At 72.7% G+C, this 14,789-nt stretch carries 14 protein-coding genes and 1 tRNA gene; 12 read left to right on the forward strand and 3 right to left on the reverse strand.

Annotated features, from left to right (window positions below; all coding sequences use genetic code 11):
• The first annotated feature begins 111 nt into the window (after positions 1-111).
• From infC to ABEB06_RS30805, 11 genes are all read left to right on the forward strand, one after another.
• Positions 112-837, forward strand: a complete 726-nt coding sequence (gene infC / locus ABEB06_RS30755) for a translation initiation factor IF-3 (protein WP_345702044.1) — start codon at positions 112-114, stop codon at positions 835-837.
• Positions 838-974: 137 nt separating this feature from the next.
• Positions 975-1,169, forward strand: coding sequence for a 50S ribosomal protein L35 (rpmI, locus tag ABEB06_RS30760; protein WP_345700178.1), 195 nt, complete (start codon positions 975-977; stop codon positions 1,167-1,169).
• 104 nt (positions 1,170-1,273) lie between these two features.
• Complete coding sequence (gene rplT, locus ABEB06_RS30765; RefSeq protein ID WP_345700179.1) at positions 1,274-1,660, forward strand: 50S ribosomal protein L20; 387 nt, start codon at positions 1,274-1,276, stop codon at positions 1,658-1,660.
• A gap of 83 nt (positions 1,661-1,743) precedes the next feature.
• The gene (locus ABEB06_RS30770) at positions 1,744-2,619 is read left to right on the forward strand and encodes a TrmH family RNA methyltransferase (protein WP_345700180.1); all 876 of its coding nucleotides are present in this window, start codon (positions 1,744-1,746) and stop codon (positions 2,617-2,619) included.
• A gap of 40 nt (positions 2,620-2,659) precedes the next feature.
• Positions 2,660-3,763 carry a sensor histidine kinase gene (locus tag ABEB06_RS30775; RefSeq protein ID WP_345700181.1) on the forward strand — a complete coding sequence of 368 codons (1,104 nt, stop codon included), beginning with the start codon at positions 2,660-2,662 and terminating at the stop codon, positions 3,761-3,763.
• A 138-nt stretch (positions 3,764-3,901) separates the two neighbouring features.
• Positions 3,902-5,023 carry a phenylalanine--tRNA ligase subunit alpha gene (gene pheS, locus ABEB06_RS30780; protein WP_345700182.1) on the forward strand — a complete coding sequence of 374 codons (1,122 nt, stop codon included), beginning with the start codon at positions 3,902-3,904 and terminating at the stop codon, positions 5,021-5,023.
• Positions 5,023-7,530 (forward strand): phenylalanine--tRNA ligase subunit beta, encoded by a 2,508-nt coding sequence (gene pheT / locus ABEB06_RS30785; RefSeq protein WP_345700183.1) that lies wholly within the window; start codon positions 5,023-5,025, stop codon positions 7,528-7,530. Before pheS ends, pheT begins: the two co-directional genes overlap by 1 nt.
• A gap of 204 nt (positions 7,531-7,734) precedes the next feature.
• The gene (locus ABEB06_RS30790) at positions 7,735-8,538 is read left to right on the forward strand and encodes an MBL fold metallo-hydrolase (protein WP_345700184.1); all 804 of its coding nucleotides are present in this window, start codon (positions 7,735-7,737) and stop codon (positions 8,536-8,538) included.
• 124 nt (positions 8,539-8,662) lie between these two features.
• Positions 8,663-9,496: a chitosanase gene (locus ABEB06_RS30795; RefSeq protein WP_345700185.1), complete on the forward strand. Its 834-nt coding sequence runs from the start codon at positions 8,663-8,665 to the stop codon at positions 9,494-9,496.
• Positions 9,497-9,592: 96 nt separating this feature from the next.
• Positions 9,593-10,324 (forward strand): DUF7873 family protein, encoded by a 732-nt coding sequence (locus ABEB06_RS30800; RefSeq protein WP_345700186.1) that lies wholly within the window; start codon positions 9,593-9,595, stop codon positions 10,322-10,324.
• A gap of 35 nt (positions 10,325-10,359) precedes the next feature.
• Positions 10,360-10,446 (forward strand) — tRNA-OTHER (locus ABEB06_RS30805).
• Between the two features lie 309 nt (positions 10,447-10,755).
• On the opposite strand, the gene ABEB06_RS30810 is transcribed toward ABEB06_RS30805, so the two are convergent.
• Positions 10,756-11,625 (reverse strand): 3-hydroxybutyryl-CoA dehydrogenase, encoded by an 870-nt coding sequence (locus ABEB06_RS30810; RefSeq protein WP_345700187.1) that lies wholly within the window; start codon positions 11,623-11,625, stop codon positions 10,756-10,758.
• A gap of 286 nt (positions 11,626-11,911) precedes the next feature.
• Between ABEB06_RS30810 and ABEB06_RS30815 the strand changes: the two genes are divergently transcribed.
• Positions 11,912-12,730: an SDR family NAD(P)-dependent oxidoreductase gene (locus tag ABEB06_RS30815; protein ID WP_345700188.1), complete on the forward strand. Its 819-nt coding sequence runs from the start codon at positions 11,912-11,914 to the stop codon at positions 12,728-12,730.
• A gap of 66 nt (positions 12,731-12,796) precedes the next feature.
• Here ABEB06_RS30815 and ABEB06_RS30820 read toward each other — a convergent pair whose 3' ends face one another.
• Positions 12,797-13,807 carry a ketopantoate reductase family protein gene (locus ABEB06_RS30820; RefSeq protein ID WP_345700189.1) on the reverse strand — a complete coding sequence of 337 codons (1,011 nt, stop codon included), beginning with the start codon at positions 13,805-13,807 and terminating at the stop codon, positions 12,797-12,799.
• 64 nt (positions 13,808-13,871) lie between these two features.
• Positions 13,872-14,756: a polysaccharide deacetylase family protein gene (locus ABEB06_RS30825; protein ID WP_345700190.1), complete on the reverse strand. Its 885-nt coding sequence runs from the start codon at positions 14,754-14,756 to the stop codon at positions 13,872-13,874.
• Between the last annotated feature and the right edge of the window lie 33 nt (positions 14,757-14,789).

The raw sequence follows: 14,789 nt of genomic DNA on the forward strand, positions 1-14,789 counted from the left end.
ACACCGGCAGCGGAGGAGCGAATGAAGCCCCGCACTGTGACCGAGAATGGTCACTACGTGCGACCGCCGTCCGACGGCCGCATCGAATGAAGGTGCAACCGAGGAGGCCCCATCAGCACCGAGCCCCGCATCAACGACCGGATCCGCGTCCCCGAGGTGCGACTCGTCGGTCCCAGCGGCGAGCAGGTCGGCATCGTCCCGCTCGCGAAGGCGCTGGAGCTTGCGCAGGAGTACGACCTCGACCTGGTCGAGGTCGCGGCGACCGCCCGGCCGCCGGTCTGCAAGCTCATGGACTACGGCAAGTTCAAGTACGAGTCGGCGATGAAGGCCCGTGAGGCGCGCAAGAACCAGGCGCACACGGTCATCAAGGAGATGAAGCTCCGGCCGAAGATCGACCCGCACGACTACGACACCAAGAAGGGTCACGTCGTTCGGTTCCTCAAGCAGGGCGACAAGGTCAAGATCACGATCATGTTCCGCGGTCGTGAGCAGTCCCGCCCCGAGCTGGGCTTCCGACTGCTCCAGCGGCTCGCCGACGACGTCCAGGAGCTGGGCTTCGTCGAGTCGGCGCCGAAGCAGGACGGCCGCAACATGATCATGGTGCTTGGCCCGCACAAGAAGAAGACCGAGGCGATGGCCGAGGCCCGCGCCCTTGCGGACGCCCGCAAGGCGGAGCGCCAGGGGCGCACGGCCACCGACTCCGCCGAGGCCCAGGACGGGATCGAGGCCGACGAGGCCGCGGCCGAGGTCCTGGAGGCCGACGAGGCTGTGGAGGCCGTCGAGGCCGACGAGGCCGCCGAGGTCGAGCAGCCGGCCGAGACCGCTCAGGACGCCTGAGCCCTCGGGCTCAGGGCGGATCCGAGCGGATCGGCCCCGTGGTACCGGGGCACCCGCCCCGGAGACCGAGATCAACCCGGTTCCGGCCCGCGCCGCAAGGCGCGGGCCGGGACGGACCGACGAGGAGAAACGGCGACATGCCGAAGCAGAAGACCCACAGCGGCGCCAGCAAGCGCTTCAAGATCACTGGCTCCGGCAAGGTGCTGCGCGAGCGCGCCGGCCGTCGGCACCTGCTTGAGCACAAGCCCTCGACGCTGACCCGCAAGCTCGCCGGCACCGTCGTGCTGGCCGCGCCGGACGCCAAGAAGGTCAAGAAGCTTCTCGGCAAGTGATCGCAGCCCGCGGCCCCGGCCGTGGGACGCAGCTGATCCTTCCCGACCGAATCGAATAACGGACCGCCGGCACGAACCGCGGTCCGGAGCCAAGGAGTAATCAAGTGGCACGCGTCAAGCGGGCAGTCAACGCCCACAAGAAGCGCCGGGTCATCCTCGAGCGGGCCAGCGGTTACCGCGGCCAGCGCTCCCGCCTTTACCGCAAGGCCAAGGAGCAGGTCACCCACTCGCTCGTCTACAACTTCAACGACCGCAAGAAGCGCAAGGGCGACTTCCGTCAGCTCTGGATCCAGCGCATCAACGCTGCGGCCCGTGCCAACGGCATGACCTACAACCGCTTCGTGCAGGGCCTGAAGGCCGCCGGCGTCGAGATCGACCGCAAGATGCTCGCCGAGCTGGCCGTCAACGACTCCAACGCGTTCGCCGCCCTCATCGAGGTCGCGAAGAAGGCGCTGCCGGAGGACGTCAACGCCCCCAAGGTCGCCGCCTGATCCAGGCCCACGCCTTGACTTCCCGGACCCGCAGGCAGGCAACTGCCTGCGGGTCCGTCGCGCATTCCACAGAGAACGAGAGCATGCAGAGCACCGACACCCCCCTGCTCACCTCCCTCCGCTCCCCGCGCGTCGTGGCCGCCCGCCGGCTGGCCAAGCGCAACCAGCGCAGCAAGGAGCGCCGCTTCCTCGCCGAGGGTCCGCAGGCGGTCCGGGAGGCCGTGGCCTACGGGCGGGCGCCGGGCTCGGACGAGCACGCGGTGGTGGAGATCTACCTCACCCAGGAGGCCGCCGGGCGGCACGCCGAGATCGTGACGGCGGCCCTGGCCGAGGGCCTGCCGGTGCTCACCGCCACCGACGAGGTGATCGCGGAGATCTGCGACACCGTCACCCCGCAGGGCATCGTGGCGCTCTGCCGCTTCATCGACACCCCCTTCGAGGACGTGCTGGCGGCCCGCCCGCAGCTGGTCGCCGTGCTGGCGCACGTGCGCGACCCCGGGAACGCCGGCACCGTGCTGCGCACCGCCGACGCGGCCGGCGCCGACGCGGTGATCCTCACCGACGCCTCGGTCGACCCTTACAACCCGAAGGCGGTCCGGGCCTCGGTCGGCAGCCTGTTCCACCTGCCGTTCGCCACCGGGGTGCCGGTCGAGGAGGCGGTCCGGCGGCTGCGCGAGGCCGGGGTGCGGGTGCTGGCCGCCGACGGCGCGGGGGAGCGCGACCTGGACCAGGAGCTCGACGAGGGCACCCTGGGCGCGCCCGGCGCCTGGGTGTTCGGCAACGAGGCGTGGGGCCTGCCGGAGGAGACCCGCGCACTCGCCGACGAGGTGGTGCGGGTGCCCATCCACGGCCACGCCGAGAGCCTCAACCTCGCCACGGCCGCCGCCGTGTGCCTCTACGCCTCCGCGCGCGCCCAGCGCTCCCCGCAAGGCTGTCGCGCGGCGGGGAACGAGCGCTAGGGTCTGCTCCTGGGGGAAGCGGCAGGGGGAGGACGTGCCGATGAGTGGCGGATGGGCCGGGCTCGACCCGGACGACGTGCCGGACGGGCTGGTGGTCGCGGACGCGGACGGCCTGGTCGTGGTGTTCAACCGGGCCGCGGCCCGGATCACCGGGATCGGCTCCGGGGCCGCCCTCGGCCGCCCGCTGGAGCAGGCGCTGCCGCTGGAGGACCTGGACGGCCGTCGCTGGTGGCAGTTGACCGACCCGTACGGCGGCCTCGCCACCCGCACCGGGCAGCCCGAGCGCAACCTGCTGCTGCCCGGCGGGCGCGAGGTGCTGGTCTCGGCCCGGTACGTCCGCGAGCGGCCGCTCGGCCCGGTGCGCCGGGTCGTCGTCGCGGTGCGCGGCACCGAGGCGCGCCGCCGCACCGAGCGCAGCCACGCCGAGCTGATCGCCACCGTCGCGCACGAGCTGCGCTCCCCGCTGACCAGCGTGAAGGGCTTCACCGCGACCCTGCTGGCGAAGTGGGAGCGGTTCAACGACGGGCAGAAGCGGGTGATGCTGGAGACCGTCGACGCCGACGCCGACCGGGTCACCCGGCTGATCGCCGAGCTGCTGGACATCTCCCGGATCGACGCCGGCCGCCTGGAGGTCCGCAAGCAGCGGATCGGCATCGCCGCCGCGGTGCGCCGGCACGTGGAGGGCAAGGTCGCGGCCGGGATCGCCCCCGAGCGCTTCGACATCCGGATCACCGAGCCGCTGACCGAGCTGTGGGCCGACCCCGACAAGGTCGACCAGGTGCTCGCCAACCTGCTGGAAAATGCGGTGCGGCACGGTGAGGGGACTGTCACGATCGAGATCGCGCCCGCCAAGGAAGTGGTGGAGGCGGCCGGCTGGGAGCCGGCGGGCACTCCGCCCCGGGTACTGGAGGGCACGGCGGTCACGGTGAGCGACGAGGGCAGCGGCATCCCGGAGGAGTCCATGCCCCGCGTCTTCACCCGCTTCTGGCGCGGCTCCAAGCGCGGCGGCACCGGCCTCGGCCTCTACATCGTCAAGGGCATCGTCGAGGCCCACGGCGGCACGATCCGGATCAGCCGCGCGCCCGGCGGCGGCGCCCAGTTCCGATTCATCCTGCCCGCCGGGATCCCGGACTTCATGCTCTGACGTTCCCGGGCGGGCCACCCACCGGTCACGCGCGGTAGGCGCGTGCGCGCTGCGACTACACTCGTCCTTTGGCGTTGTGGGACGGCCTGCGGCGAGCAACACCCCCTGATCACGAGCAGGAGCACGGGAAAGATAGAGATGTCGGCACCCAACAAGTCGTACGACCCGGTCGAGGTCGAGGCACTCAAGCCCGAGGTGGTGGAGCAGGCCCGCGACGAGGCGCTCGCCGCGTTCGCCGCCGCCACCGGTCTCGACGAGCTGAAGCAGGCGAAGGTCGCGCACACCGGCGACCGCTCCCCGCTCTCCCTCGCCAACCGGGAGATCGGCGCCCTGCCGCCGCACGCCAAGGCCGCCGCCGGAAAGCTGATCGGCCAGGCCCGCGGCGCCGTCAACCAGGCACTGGCCAAGCGCCAGAGCGAGCTGGAGGCGGAGCGCGACGCCCGCGTGCTGGTCGAGGAGGCGGTGGACGTCACGCTGCCGTACGACCGCGTGCCGCGCGGCGCCCGGCACCCGCTGACCACCCTCGCGGAGCGGATCGAGGACACCTTCGTGGCCATGGGCTACGAGGTCGCCTCCGGCCCCGAGGTGGAGGCGGAGTGGCTGAACTTCGACGCCCTCAACCTGCACCAGGACCACCCGGCCCGCTCGATGCAGGACACCTTCTTCGTGCAGGCCCCGGACGGCTCGCCCGACTCCGGCGTGGTCCTGCGCACCCAGACCTCCCCGGTGCAGATCCGCACCATGCTCGACCGCGAGCCCCCGCTGTACGCGGTCAGCCCCGGCCGGGTCTACCGGACCGACGAGCTGGACGCCACCCACACCCCGGTGTTCCGCCAGGTCGAGGGCCTCGCGGTGGACGAGGGCATCACCTTCGCCGACCTCAAGGGCACCATCGAGGTGCTGGTCGAGAAGCTGATCGGCACCGGCCTGCAGCTGCGCTGGCGCCCCTCGTACTTCCCGTTCACCGAGCCGAGCGCCGAGATCGACCTGCAGTGCTTCGTGTGCCGCGGCGAGTCCGTCGGCAACCCGGACCGCCCTTGCCGCACCTGCTCCTCCGAGGGCTGGATCGAGCTCGGCGGCTGCGGCGTGGTCAACCCGCGGGTGCTGGTCGCGGCCGGTGTGGACCCCAACCGCTACAGCGGATTCGCCTTCGGCCTGGGCCTGGAGCGAATCCTGATGAACCGCCACAACGTCGCCGACATGCGCGACATGGTCGAGGGTGACGTCCGCTTCACCCTCCCGTTCGGGATGGAGATCTGATGCGCGTCCCGCTTTCCTGGCTGCGCGAGTACGTCGACCTGCCTGCCGGGGAGACCGGCCGCGACGTGGCGGCCCGGCTGGTCCGCGCCGGCCTGGAGGTCGAGACCGTCGAGCAGCTCGGCGGCGACCTCAAGGGTCCGCTGGTGGTCGGCCAGGTCCTCTCCATCGAGGAGCTCAGCGGCTTCAAGAAGCCGATCCGGCACTGCTTCGTCAACGTCGGCGACGCCAACGGCACCGGCGAGCCGCAGGAGATCGTCTGCGGCGCGACCAACTTCGCCGTCGGCGACAAGGTCGTCGTGGTCCTCCCGGGCGCCGTGCTGCCCGGCCCGTTCCCGATCGCCGCGCGGCAGACCTACGGCCACACCTCGGCCGGCATGATCTGCTCCGCCCGCGAGCTCGGCATGGGCGACGACCACAACGGCATCATCGTGCTGCCGCCGGAGTTCGAGCCCGGCACCGACGCGATCGAGCTGCTCCAGCTGGTCGACGAGGTGCTCGACATCGCCGTCACCCCGGACCGCGGCTACTGCCTGTCGATGCGCGGTGTGGCCCGCGAGGCCGCCGCCGCGTACGGCCTGCCGCTGGCCGACCCGGCGCTGCTCGACGTCCCTCCGGCCAACTCCTACGGCTACCTGGTCAAGGTCGCCGACCCGGCCGGCTGCGACCGCTTCGTCGCCCGCACCGTCACCGGCATCGACCCGGGCGCCAAGTCGCCGATCTGGCTGCAGCGCCGCCTGCAGAAGGCCGGCATCCGCCCGATCTCGCTGACCGTCGACATCACCAACTACGTGATGCTCGAGGTCGGCCAGCCGCTGCACGCCTACGACCGCGGCCGCGTCGACGGCCCGATCCAGGTGCGCCGCGCCGAGGCCGGCGAGAAGATCACCACCCTCGACGGCGTGGAGCGCAAGCTCTCCGCCGAGGACCTGCTGATCTGCGACAACTCCGGCCCGATCGGCCTGGCCGGCGTCATGGGCGGCTCCACCACCGAGATCCTCGACCCCGTCGTGGACCCGGAGACCGGCCTGACCACCGGCTCCACCGAGGTGATCATCGAGGCGGCGCACTTCGACCCGATCTCGATCGCCCGCACCGCCAAGCGGCACAAGCTGCCCTCCGAGGCGTCCAAGCGCTTCGAGCGCGGCGTCGACCCGGAGGCCGCCCGCGCCGCCGCGCAGCGCGCCGTCGACCTGCTGGTCCTGATCGCCGGCGGCACCGCCGAGGCCGGGGTCACCGACATCGCCGCCCCGCACCCGGTGCGCACCATCGCCATCGCCGCCGACCTGCCCGACCGGGTGGCCGGCACCGAGTACGGCCGCGAGACCGTCACCCGGCGCCTGCAGGAGGTCGGCTGCACCGTGGCCGGCTCCGACGTCCTGGAGGTCACCCCGCCGTCCTGGCGGCCCGACCTCACCGACCCGTACGACCTCGCGGAGGAGGTCATCCGGCTGGAGGGCTACGACAACGTGCCCGCCCGGATGCCCACCGTCCCGCCGGGCCGCGGCCTGACCGAGACCCAGCGCTTCCACCGCCGGGTCGGCGTGGCGCTGGCCGGCGCCGGCTACGTCGAGATCAACGCGTACCCGTTCCTCGGCGACGCCGCGTTCGACGCCCTCGGCCTGGACCAGGACGACGAGCGCCGCCGCACGGTCAAGCTGGTCAACCCGCTCAACGACGAGGAGCCGGCGCTGCGCACCACGCTGCTGCCCGGCCTGCTCGGTGCGCTGCGCCGCAACGTCGGCCGCGGCAACACCGACCTCGCGCTGTTCGAGACCGGTACGGTCTTCCTGCCGAAGGCCGAGCTCAAGGTCGCCCCGCGGCTGTCCGTCGAACGCCGCCCCAGCGAGGAGGAGCTCGCCGAGCTCAACGCCGCGCTGCCCGACCAGCCGCGCCGGGTCGCCGTCGCGCTGGCCGGCGAGCGGCTGCCGTCCGGCTGGTGGGGCAAGGGCTCCGGCGCGATCTGGGCCGACGCGATCGAGGCCGCCCGCACGGTGGCCGCCGCCGCCGGTGTCGAGCTGACCGTCCGCCAGGCGCAGCACGCGCCGTGGCACCCGGGCCGCTGCGCCGAGCTGGTGGCCGGCGACGTGGTCGTCGGGTACGCCGGTGAGCTGCACCCGCGGGTCATCAAGGCGATGCACCTGCCGGAGCGCACCTGCGCGATGGAGATCGACCTCGACCTGGTCTTCGAGGACGGTCGCCGGGTGCACGGCCCGACCGTGTCCGCCTACCCGGTCGCCACCCAGGACGTCGCGCTGATCGTCGACTCCTCGGTGCCGTCCGCGGCCGTGGAGGACGCGCTGCGCGAGGGCGCCGGCGAGCTGCTGGAGTCGATCCGGCTGTTCGACGTCTTCACCGGCGAGCAGGCGGGCGAGGGCAAGAAGTCGCTGGCGTACTCGCTGCGCTTCCGCGCCACCGACCGGACGCTGACCGCCGACGAGGCCACCGCCGCCCGCGAGGCCGCGGTGGCGCTGGCCACCGACCGCACCGGCGCGACGCTGCGCGGCTAGGCAGGACGGCAGCCACCAGGGGCGCGAGGACCCGCGCGACCGGCCACGCTCGATCCGAGCGCACGGCCGGACGACGGGCTCCTCGCGCCCCCGCCGTTTCCGGGCGGCCTTCCGGGACCGACCGCCGCGCCGTGCCCTTCGGGCCGTCGGGGTCCAGGCTGGAGGGTGGGTCCACCCGGTCACACTCCCGGAGGCGACGGCGCCATGAACATCCACCGGATCGGTCGCGACACCAGCGTCCTCGGCGACTGCCTGGAGGTGCCCGGCCTGGGGTTCCTCCCGGTGAACGCCTTCGTCCTGCAGGCGGCCGAGCCGGTGGTCGTCGACACCGGTCTCGGGCTGCCGGACCGCGACTTCGTGGCGGCGGTCGGCGAGGTGCTCGACCCGGCCGACGTCCGATGGATCTGGCTGACCCATCCGGACCGCGACCACACCGGCGGCCTGTTCGCCCTGCTGGAGGCCGCCCCGCGGGCCCGGCTGGTCTCCACCTTCGCGGGCTTGGGCATCATGTCCTGCGAGCGCCCGGTGCCGCTCGACCGGGTCTTCCTGCTGAATCCGGGCCAGTCGCTGGACGTCGGCGACCGGACGCTGCACGCCTTCCGCCCGCCGCTGTTCGACAACCCGGCGACGGTGGGCTTCTACGACGACCGCTCGCGCACCACCTTCAGCTCGGACTGCTTCGGCGGCGTGATGCCCAGTGCCGAGGTGGCGGCCGGGCCCGACGTCCGGGTGCTGCCCGCGGACGAGCTGCGCGCGGCGCAGCTGCTCTGGGCGTCGGTGGACAGTCCGTGGCTGGCGGCGGTCGACGCCGGGCGGTTCCTGGCCTGGGTGGAGCCGGTGCGCGCGCAGGGCGCGGAGACGGTGCTGTCCACCCATCTGCCGCCGGCGCGGGGCATCCTGTCGGCGCTGCTGGACACGGTCAGCGGCGCGCCGGGGCTGGAGCCGTTCGTCGGCCCGGACCAGCAGGCGCTGGAGCGGATGCTGGCGGGCTTCGAGCCCGCGGTTTGACGTCGGTCCGTCAGACCCCTTGCGGTGGGCGGCCGTTCGGCGCTTCAATCTGGTTAGGAAAGTTTCCTAACAGCTTTCGCCCGGGCACCCCCTTGCCCGCGCCCCGAAGCAGCCGGAGCGTCACATGCGTCCTGCCCTGCACCGTACCGCCCGTACCGCCCTCGCGGTCCTGCTCGCCGCGGTCCCCCTGACCGCCGTCACGGCCGGCGTCGGCCACGCCTTGACCGGCACCGCGGCGGTCGCCGCCGTCGGCCTGGACGACGCGAAGAAGAAGGAGATCGCGATGGAGCTGGTCTCCAGCGCGGAGAACTCCTCGCTCGACTGGAAGGCCCAGTACAAGTACATCGAGGACATCAAGGACGGCCGGGGCTACACCGCCGGCATCATCGGCTTCTGCTCCGGCACCGGCGACATGCTGGACCTCGTCGAGCACTACACCGACCTCGAGCCCGGCAACGTCCTCGCCAAGTACCTGCCCGCCCTGCGCAAGGTCAACGGCACCGAGTCGCACTCCGGCCTCGGCTCCGCCTTCACCAGGGACTGGGCCACCGCCGCCAAGGACAGCGTCTTCCAGAAGGCCCAGAACGACGAGCGCGACCGGGTCTACTTCAACCCGGCCGTCAAGCAGGCCAAGGCCGACGGACTGCGCGCGCTCGGCCAGTTCGCCTACTACGACGCCATCGTGATGCACGGTCCGGGCGACTCCTCGGACAGCTTCGGCGGCATCCGCAAGGCGGCCATGAAGAAGGCCAGGACCCCCGCCCAGGGCGGCGACGAGGCGGCCTACCTCAAGGCCTTCCTGGACGCCCGCAAGGTGGTCATGAAGCAGGAGGAGGCCCACGCCGACACCAGCCGGGTCGACACCGAGCAGCTGGTCTTCCTCAACGCCAAGAACTTCGACCTCAACCCGCCGCTCAAGTGGAAGGTCTACGGCGACCCGTACCAGATCCTGGGCTGACCGCCGGCGCACCGTCACCCGTGGCAGCGGCCGCGGGTGACGGTGCGCCGGATAATCGGGTGACAGCCGCGAGCGGGCGCCGATAGCGTCCGCGTCGTGGCGAAACTCAATCAGATCATCGCGGTCGAGAAGGGCGTCAAGTCCAAGTCCTTCCAGGAGCTGACCCAGGCGCACCACGGCCTGCAGAAGCCCGCACTGCTCGCCGGCATCTCCCGGACCTACCAGCCGAAGGACGAGGAGGGCGAGCAGCTGCCGCCCGAGTCGACCCGGGTGCAGGTCCGCGCGGAGGACATCCTGCGCGACACCGCGGCCTCGCTCGGCAAGCTGTTCGACGTCACCGCGACCAAGGACTGGGCGAACTGCTCGGCCCGCGCCGACGTGGTGGTCGACGGGAACCCGCTGCTCAAGGACGTGCCGGTCACGTACCTGCTGTTCCTGGAGAAGCAGCTCACCGACCTCTACACCTTCGTGCGCAAGCTGCCGGTGCTGGACGCCTCCGAGGCCTGGAGCCCGGACCCGTCCACCGACGCCTGGAAGACCGAGCCGGTGCGCACCATCCGGACCAAGAAGGTCCCCCGCAACCACGTGAAGGCCGAGGCCACCGAGAAGCACCCGGCGCAGGTCGAGGTGTACTACGAGGACGTGCCGGTCGGGTACTGGACCACGGTGAAGTTCTCCGGCGCCCTGCCCGCCCGCCGCGTCAACGAGCTGGTCCAGCGCGTGGAGAAGCTGCAGCAGGCCGTGCAGTTCGCCCGCGAGGAGGCCAACGGCGGCGAGATCACCGACCGCCGGGTCGGCGACGCCGTCTTCGGCTACCTCTTCGGGTAGCCCACCGAACGCCCCTCGCGCGAGCGGAGGGGTGCGCCGGGGAAGCCCGGCGCAAAGCTGAAACTGACAGTTGAAGCTGAACCGAGGCAACGGTGGAGGTTCGAATCCTCCCCCCGGCACCACCGGCCGGGGTGGCCCAAACGGCAGAGGCAGCCCCTCAGACTCAGACTCTCGCTCCAGTCTCAGCATTCGCCGCCGAGCGCCGGATCGACCGGACGCGGACCTCCAGCGTCGGATGCGGGTTCAAGTCCCGCCTGTGCCTCTGACCTGGCACGGTAGTTCAAAGGCAGAACACGACGCTCTGACACTGATCCACGTCCTTAAACGTGCCGGTGCGAGCAATTGGGTGGCATCTCAGGGGCCCGGGAGCTGGATACTGCTCCCGGGCCCCGTCACCGTTGCGCCCGCGTCCCGCCCGCCCGGCGGCAGGGTCAGGCCGTCGCGGTGTAGTCGTAGAAGCCGCGGCCGGACTTGCGGCCGAGCAGGCCCGCGTCGACCATCCGGGAGAGCAGCGGGGGAGCGGCGTACAGCGGCTCCTTGTACTCCTCGTACATCGACTCGGCGATGGAGACGATGGTGTCCAGGCCGATCAGGTCGCACAGGCGCAGCGGGCCCATCGGGTGGGCGCAGCCGGCCTCCATGCCCTTGTCGATGTCGGCGGCGGTGGCCACGCCGGACTCGAACATCCGGACCGCGGAGAGCAGGTACGGCACGAGCAGGGCGTTGACCACGAAGCCGGCCCGGTCGCGGGCGCGGATCGGGTCCTTGCCGAGCACCTGGACGGCGAACTCCTCGGCCCGGGCGGTGGTCTCGGCGGAGGTGGTCAGGGTCGGGATGACCTCGACCAGCTTCTGCACCGGTGCCGGGTTGAAGAAGTGCAGGCCGATGACCTGCTCCGGGCGGGAGGTGGCGGCGGCCAGCTTCACGATCGGGATCGAGGAGGTGTTGGAGGCCAGGACCGCGTCGCGGCGCTCGACCACCCGGTCGAGGGTCTCGAAGATCTTGATCTTGATGTCCTCGCGCTCGGCGACCGCCTCGACCACCAGGTCGCGGTCGGCGAAGTCGGACAGCTCGGTGGTGAAGGACAGCCGGGCCAGGGCCGCGTCGCGGTCCTCCTCGGACAGCTTGCCGCGCTTCACCGCCGTCTCCAGCGAGTTGGTCAGCCGGGTCCGGCCGAACTCCAGGGCCTCGCCGGTGGCCTCGGCGACCAGGACGTCCAGGCCGGAACGGGCGAAGACCTCGGCGATGCCCGACCCCATGAGGCCGCAGCCGATCACTCCGACGCGCGCGATGTCACTCACTCAGTTGCCCTTCACGGTGGTGCTGGGGGTGGCCCAGCGGGGTGTCTCGGCGCGGCACCGGCAGTGGTGTCCGGTGCCGCGCCCCGGACGACGGTACTACTCCGCTTAACGCCCGTTCACCACCGCCCGCTCCCCGGACGCTCCCCGAATGTCCGCGGACCGCCGGAACCGCGCGTTCTCCGTCACCTTCGGCCGAACGGGCGACACTCCCCGGGCCGCCCGTGTGAGCCCCGCCCGGGCTGGAGACGGACCGGGGGAGGGAGCAGCCGAGGAGGGAGCACGGGACATGGGCACGGGATCGCTGACCGGCCAGGTGGCACTGATCACGGGGGCGGGCCGCGGCATCGGCCGCGAGATCGCGATCGGACTCGCCGCGGAAGGCATGGCCGTCGGACTCATCGGCCGCAACCACCCGCCACTGGTCGAGACGCTCCGCACCTGCGTGCGGCACGGCGCGCGCGGCGTCGCGGTCGCCGCCGACGTCACCCGGCCCGGCAACGTCCGCGAGGCCGTCCGCGCGGTCGAACGCGACCTCGGGCCGGTCGACCTCCTGGTCAACAACGCCGGCCAGGTCGACCGGGACGAGGTCCCGCTCTGGGAGACCGACCCCACCCAGTGGTGGCAGGTCGTCGAGACCAACCTGCGCGGCCCCTACAACCTGCTGCGCACCGTGCTGCCCGGCATGGTCGAACGCGGCCGCGGCCGGGTGATCAACCTCAACAGCGGCTTCGCACTCCGCCCGGACGGCAACTACACCGCGTACGCCACCTCCAAGGGCGCCCTGCTCAAGCTCACCGACAACATCGCCGACTCGGTCGGCGAGCACGGCATCGTGGTGCTCGACATCAGCCCCGGCGCGGTCGCCACCGACATGACCGCCGGCATGCCGATGTTCCACGACATGAAGGCCTGGGGCTCGATCCCCTACATGGTCGCGGTCACCGTGGACGCCGCCCGCGGCCGCTTCGACGCGCTGCACGGACGGTTCATCCACGTCGGGCGGGACAACCTCGAGCAGCTGGTCGACCGCGCCGCGCAGATCCGCGAGTCCGACGCCCGGACGCTGCGGCTGCGCCCGTACGGACCGGACGACCCGATGGCCTGAGAGGCCGGGCAGGGCGACCAGGATGGTCAGTGGCCGGGCAGGGCGGTCAGCGGCCGGGCAGGGTGGTCAGAGGTCGAGCAGGGCGGTCAGCTCGGCCTCCGGGAGGCTGCCGGGGGCGCGGCCGGTGCGGGCGAACTCGTTGGCGAGCCGCTGCAGCGCCGCGTTCACCGGCGTGGGCACCCCGTGCAGACGGCCCAGCAGCACGATCTCGCCGTTCAGGTGGTCCGCCTCGATGTCACCGGTGCCCCGGGCCAGGCTCTGCCACGAGGAACCGCCGCCGCGCTCCTCGCCCGGCAGCGGCAGCAGGGTGATCCGGTCGCCGCGGGTCGCCCGCTGCTGCTCGGCCCCGACGGACGCGATGCCGGCGGCAGCCAGCGCCGCCCGGCCCTCCTCCTGCACCCGCCGCCAGACCGCCGTCCGGGTGCCGCCGTCGATCGGACCGGCCACCGCCTCCAGCGCGTTGCCGAGGTTGCCCAGCAGCTTGGCGTACTTCCACGCCATCACCTCGGCGGTGACCGGCGCGTCGAAGTGCGAGGCAGCCAGGTCGGCGGCGATCGCCGCGGCGGTGTCGTCGGTGCCGGACGGGAAGCACCCCAGGTGCAGCATGCCCGAGCACGGCGAACCCGCCGCCGACACCCGGCCGGGCGCCAGGTGGGTGGACGGCAGCCACACGCACATCGCGTACACCCGGCGGAAGCGGCGCAGCGCGAGCCGCTCGTTCTCCACGCCGTTCTGCGCGCACACCAGCGGCAGCAGCTCGCCCGCCGTACCGGCCGGACGCCCGTCGGGGCCGGACACCGGCCGCACCGACCACTCGTCCAGCAGCGCCTGGGAGTGCTGGGTCTTCACCGCCAGCACCAGCACGTCCTCGGTGGTCAGCGTGACCTCCGCCGGACCGCCCACCGCCGGGACCGGCAGCAGCCGGGTGCCCTCCGGCGTGGTGAACCGCAGGCCCTCGCCGCGCAGCGCCGCCAGGTGCTCGCCCCGGGCGACCAGCACCACCGGGTGGCCGCTCTCGTACAGCCGACCGCCGATCGTCCCGCCGACCGCGCCGGCGCCGATGATGAGATAGCGCATGCGCCGAGCATGCCACGCCCGCCGACCGGGGGCGGGTCCGGGGGCTCCGGGTGCTGGGCGGCCGTCAGGAGCAGAGCTGGCTGGCCGTCACGGCCTGCAGGCCGCGCCCCGCCAGGCCGTCCAGGATCGCGGGCAGGGCCTCGACCGTCCCCCGGTGCCCCATGTGCAGCGCGACGATCGAGCCGCCGGACACCCCGCCCAGCACCCGCTGCTGCACCGCGTGCGCGCCCGGGTCGGCGTAGTCGTGCGGGTCCACGTCGAAGGACAGGCAGTGCTGGTAGCCGACCTGTCGGGCCTGCTCGCGCACCATCGCGTTGGCGAACTGCGCGGCCGAGGGCCGGAACCAGCGGCCGATCGAGCCGGTCAGCCGCTGCAGCCGCTCCGCGCACTCGGCTATCTCGGCCCGCGCCCGGTCCGGGCTCATCGAGGAGATGTCCCGGTGGTTCTGGGTGTGGTTGCCGAGCTCGTGGCCGCCCGCCAGGATCCGCTGCGCCATCTGCGGCTGCTGGTCGAGCCAGCTGCCCACCACCATGACCGTCAGCCGTGCCCCGTGCTTCTCGGCCGCCTCCAGCACCGCCGTGGCCAGCGCCGGGTCGCCCTGGCCGTGGAAGGTCAACGCCACCATCGTGCGGTCACGCGGGCCGTTGACCACCTCGGCGGGCGTGGACGCCGCGAGCGGGGGAGCGGCCGGCGGCGTGGTCGGGGTGCCGGCCGGCGTCGCGGCCGCGGAACTCGCCGGGCCGCCGGTCTCCGGCGCCCCGCCGGCCGCCGGGTCGGTACCCCCGGTGGTGGTGGTCAGCTGGGTCGGCTGCGGACGGGCCGCCACCGAGGTCGGCTCGGCCTCCCCCGGCTCCAGGGCGGAGGAGCAGGCAACGAGCAGCCCGCCGGACGCGGTCAGCGTGGCCAGCCGGGCCGTGGAACGCAGCACGGTGCGTCGGTCGACAGTCATCGCCGCTCAGCCTAAGCGGTGCCCGAACCCCCT

The sequence above is a fragment of the Kitasatospora terrestris genome (assembly GCF_039542905.1).
Taxonomy (GTDB): Bacteria; Actinomycetota; Actinomycetes; order Streptomycetales; family Streptomycetaceae; genus Kitasatospora; species Kitasatospora terrestris.

What these genes read in the sequence shown, in the direction of transcription:
- rpmI (WP_345700178.1), top strand. Translation starts at nt 975, where the DNA reads ATGCCGAAGCAGAAGACCCACAGCGGCGCCAGCAAGCGCTTCAAGATC.
- ABEB06_RS30770 (WP_345700180.1), top strand. Translation starts at nt 1,744, where the DNA reads ATGCAGAGCACCGACACCCCCCTGCTCACCTCCCTCCGCTCCCCGCGC.
- ABEB06_RS30775 (WP_345700181.1), top strand. Translation starts at nt 2,660, where the DNA reads ATGAGTGGCGGATGGGCCGGGCTCGACCCGGACGACGTGCCGGACGGG.
- pheS (WP_345700182.1), top strand. Translation starts at nt 3,902, where the DNA reads ATGTCGGCACCCAACAAGTCGTACGACCCGGTCGAGGTCGAGGCACTC.
- pheT (WP_345700183.1), top strand. Translation starts at nt 5,023, where the DNA reads ATGCGCGTCCCGCTTTCCTGGCTGCGCGAGTACGTCGACCTGCCTGCC.
- ABEB06_RS30790 (WP_345700184.1), top strand. Translation starts at nt 7,735, where the DNA reads ATGAACATCCACCGGATCGGTCGCGACACCAGCGTCCTCGGCGACTGC.
- ABEB06_RS30795 (WP_345700185.1), top strand. Translation starts at nt 8,663, where the DNA reads ATGCGTCCTGCCCTGCACCGTACCGCCCGTACCGCCCTCGCGGTCCTG.
- ABEB06_RS30815 (WP_345700188.1), top strand. Translation starts at nt 11,912, where the DNA reads ATGGGCACGGGATCGCTGACCGGCCAGGTGGCACTGATCACGGGGGCG.
- ABEB06_RS30820 (WP_345700189.1), bottom strand. Translation starts at nt 13,807, where the DNA reads ATGCGCTATCTCATCATCGGCGCCGGCGCGGTCGGCGGGACGATCGGC.
- ABEB06_RS30825 (WP_345700190.1), bottom strand. Translation starts at nt 14,756, where the DNA reads ATGACTGTCGACCGACGCACCGTGCTGCGTTCCACGGCCCGGCTGGCC.